Source organism: Microcoleus sp. M2_D5, from assembly GCF_036701935.1.
Taxonomy (GTDB): Bacteria; Cyanobacteriota; Cyanobacteriia; order Cyanobacteriales; family Microcoleaceae; genus Microcoleus.
Genome location: NZ_JAUBRP010000118.1, coordinates 1 through 4,250 on the forward strand (window position 1 = coordinate 1; position 4,250 = coordinate 4,250).

Below are 4,250 nucleotides of genomic sequence, written 5' to 3' on the forward strand. Positions count from 1 at the left end.
CGCATTAAATTGAGAGCCGACCGTCCTACTTAATGTTTTGTTACATACTTATAAATTTTCCCGCCGACCTACTTACTTCAAAACGGCTGATAGCGTACTGAAAAGTAGATACCCTTATCTTGCAGCGAGTTTCCCCGATTGCCAACTGAAATTAAGGGGAGGCCGTAGTCTAGGCGCAACGATAAATCGGGGGCAATCTGCCATCGCAAACCCAGTCCTAAACTGGCAATTGTAGCTGGGTCGGGGTCAATATCTTGGTTATTCCAGACCGTTCCGATTTCAAAAGAAGGCGCTAACTGCAGTGTACTGGTATCTGACGTGAGGGGAATGCGAACTTCAACTGAACCCAGAATGCCGTTGTCGGCAACGAGTTGGTTTTGTCGGTAGCCGCGAACTGTATCGACTCCACCAATACTGAAGCGTTCTAAAGGTAGCAAAGAATTAGGAGTTAGCTGAGCATCAATTCGCGCTACTAGCACATTTCTGGATGATAACTGCTGCACCAATTGAAATTGCCCCAACCAGGAAAAGAATCGCCCGTCAGTGCCAGTATTGTTGACAGTTGCATCAAAGGCATCTATCCCTAGACTGAATTGAGAGCGGGCGGCTAAGACTCGTCTTCTGCCCCGATCGACCCAATCTTGAGAAAACCGAATTACTGTAACTTTAGACTCGCCTTTTTCAGGACCTTCTGTGAAGGAAAAGGGCCGATCGTCGAGGATATACGTTTGGCTGCGACGGCGATCTAAACCCAAGCTTAATGCAAATTCACGGGTTGGTGTTCTGGTAATGGGCTGGCGGAAATTGACGGAATAGGTTTGAGTTTCGCTTCTAATACCGATATCCCGGAACTCTCGTTCAATAATTTGGCTATCGCCATTGTTATAGCGGAAGTTAAGGGCACCGTTACGAGCATTCACGGGGATAGTATAGTTGATGTCGTAGAGGTCGAGTCCTTCAGTACGACCGTATTGGGCTGAAGCGCGATCGCCAAATCCCAAGACATTATCATGGCTGACTTCTACGCTGCCTTGGACTGAACCAATGCTGGGTGATTGGTTGTTATCCAGTGCGATCGCACTGTGAAAAGCAGGGGCTTCTTTGAGATTGATTCGCAAGATATTGCGGCCTGGATTGCTACCTGCGGTTAACTCGGCATTTACTCTCTCGATAAGCGGATCGAGTTGCAACAGTTGCAAAGCTTCTTCTAAGCGTTGCTGGTTTAAGGGGGTAGAGGTGGCAAGTTCTAGGCGCGATCGCACGTATCCTTCTCGCAACCGATTTAACCCACCGATTTCAATCCCTTCGAGTTCGCCCTCTACGACTTGAATTTTGACCGTACCGCTGCTGAGGTCTTGATTGTTGGGCAGGAAGGCTCCAGAGGTAATGTAGCGGTTTTTAATATAGAGTTGAATAATCGCCGATCGCAGTTCGAGTAACTCTTCAAACGTGACCGAACGGTTCTCGTAAGGCTGAATTAATTTGGCAATTTCGTCCTGTAAGACGGTGTTTCCCAGCACTTCTACTTTTTGAATAAAAAAGCGATCGCCCGACGGGGAAGTAACTTCAGGTGACTCTTGAATTGGGGGAGTTTGCAGTTCTGGTTCCGGTGGTGGTGAAGGGGTTTCATCGGGGAGAGGACGGGGTGTAAAAGAGGGATTGGGAATCGTTTGTTCGATCGCGTCTGGTGCGTTAGGGGGAATGGTGACACCTGGTGGCGGTGCGGATTGGGCGATCGCGCTGAGGGCAATGCAAGTTGGTGTCGCGATGCTTGAACCTGAAATGGCAACCCACCTGAAGATTGGGTACATATTTTTGTTAGTGAATTAATAACATTCTCGACTCATAACGAGTTTCCCATTCGGCAGTCGATACACGCCTTGGGGTTCTACAATTGGGTCGCCTTTTTGCCAAGAACGATTTGGGTTGGTATTTGAGGATGTGGTGTCGCTGGGTAAAGTTTCCACATCTACTGTGGGAAAGTCGGACATTTGGACATCTCCGGGGCGCTGGGGTAAGCCACCCGTACCTGTGACGGTAAAACTTCCCGTCGTTGGTCGATCGCGCCGGACAATGCAGCTAGAGGCCAGAAGGCTGTCGGTGTCAATCCGATTTTCCGGTAACTCGGTGAGACTGTTTTGGATCGAGGTGGTATCGGGTAGGGCGATATTTCCCGAAGCAAGATTACCAGTGGCGTTAATATCGACTCGATTATTGCGTGAGAGAGTATCAGGATCGGTGTCGCGAGGTGCTGGACGGTAGCTTTCGCCGAAGAAGACAGGAGTATTGAGGGTGATATTTCCACCTCTGCCATCACGGGCAAAAGCGAGGATATCGCTGTCGTCGAAAGCGAGGATGGAGTCAGCTTTCAGGTTAATGTTGCCACCGCCTCCTGCACCTGAGTTAACGCTGCTGGTGATGCCACTGTTGCCCGATAGGCGAATATTAGAAGCTGTGATGTCGATCCGTCCCCCGGAAGATTGCACGGCGGAGGTTGCGATCGTGCCATTATTAGCTTGTAGGGTGTCGCGGACTTTAATGTTGATATCGCCTGCTGTTCCTTCTCCCCGGTTGCTGCTGGATATGACTGCCCGACGCACCAGCAAGCGCCCCGTGTCAATCGTCAAATCCCCGGCATTCCCACTCCCTTGACTCTGAGCAAACAAGCCACTGGGAAACCGACCACTGGCTGAGGTACCAATCACCTCAACCGAATCCCTTGCCTTAATCTGCAAGCTGCCACCGTTGCCTGAGCCGAAAGTACCGGTTGATATGGTTCCATCGCTCACCCGCAAGCGCCCCGTATCAATCCTCAAATTCCCTGCATCTCCACTCCCAGAACTATCAGCCAACAAGCGACTGCCCCTCTGACCATCGGCTGATCTACCAATCACCTCAACCGAATCTGTTGCCGTAATCTGCAAGCTGCCGCCCTTGCCTGAACCTCTAGTAGCGGTTGATACCTGTGCCCCATCGCGCACCAGCAAGCGCCCCGTGTCAATCCTCAAATTCCCTGCATCCCCACTCCTTTGACTATCAGTAAACACGCCACTGGGAGACTGACCATTGGCTGAGGTCCCAATCAGCGCAACCCAATCAGCAGCCGTAATCTGCAAGCTGCCACCGTTGCCTGAACCTCTAGTAGCGGCTGATACCCGTGCCCCATCGCGCACTAGCAAGCGCTGAGTGTCAATCCTCAAATTCCCTGCATCCCCACTCCCTTGACTCTCAGCAGACAAGCCACTGGGAGACTGACCACTGGCTGAGGTCCCAATCACCTCGACTCGTTCAGCAGCGGTAATCTGCAAGCTGCCGCCGTTGCCTCGAGCCGAAGTACCGGTTGATACCTGTGCCCCATCGCGCATCAGCAAGCGCCCCGTGTTAATGCTCAAGTCCCCTGCATCCCCACTCCCTTGACTCTGAGTGAACAAGCGACTGCCAAACCGACCATCGGCCGATCTACCAATCAACTCGACCGACTCAGCAGCGGTAATCTGCAAGCTGCCGCCGTTGCCTCGAGCCGAAGTACCGGTTGATACCTGTGCCCCATCGCGCACCAGCAAGCGACCCGTGTCAATCCTCAAGTCCCCTGCATCTCCACTCCCAGAACTAGAAGCCAACAAGCCACTGAGAACCCGACCATCGGCTGAAGCACCCATCACCTCAACCAAATCTGTTGCCGTAATCTGCAAGCTGCCGCCCTTGCCTGAACCTCCAGTAGTGGCTGATACCTGCGCCCCATCGCGCACCAGCAAGCGCCCCGTGTCAATCCTCAAAATCCCTGCATCCCCACTCCCTACACTAGAAGCAGACAAGCCACTGAGAACCCGACCATCGGCTGAAGCACCCATCACCTCAACCGAATCCGTTGCCCTAATCTGCAAGCTACCGCCCTTGCCTTGACCGAAAGTAGTGGTTGATACCGCTGCTCCATCGCTCACCAGCAAGCGCGCCGTGTCAATCGTTAAGTTTCCTCCAGTTCCTGAACCTCTAGTAGCGGTTGATACCGCAGTTCCATCGCGCACCAGTAATCGCCCCGTGTGAATCGTCAAATTCCCTGCATCCCCGCTCCCTTGACTAGAAGTAAACAAGCCACTGGGAGACTGACCATTGGCTGAGCTACCCATCAGCTCGATCGAATCTGTTGCCGTAATCTGCAAGCTGCCACCCTTGCCTGAACCTCTAGTAGCGGTTGATACCGCAGTTCCATCGCGCACCAGTAATCGCCCCGTGTGAATCGTCAAATTCCC

Annotated in this window: 2 protein-coding genes; both read right to left on the reverse strand. The window is 52.4% G+C overall.

The genetic code is table 11. The features are described 5' to 3' along the window. Positions 1-77: 77 nt before the first annotated feature. Positions 78-1,811 carry a ShlB/FhaC/HecB family hemolysin secretion/activation protein gene (locus QUA50_RS27985; protein ID WP_333268496.1) on the reverse strand — a complete coding sequence of 578 codons (1,734 nt, stop codon included), beginning with the start codon at positions 1,809-1,811 and terminating at the stop codon, positions 78-80. A gap of 15 nt (positions 1,812-1,826) precedes the next feature. Further along, positions 1,827-4,250: S-layer family protein (locus tag QUA50_RS27990; RefSeq protein WP_333268494.1), on the reverse strand; the 2,424-nt coding region annotated here is incomplete at its 5' end.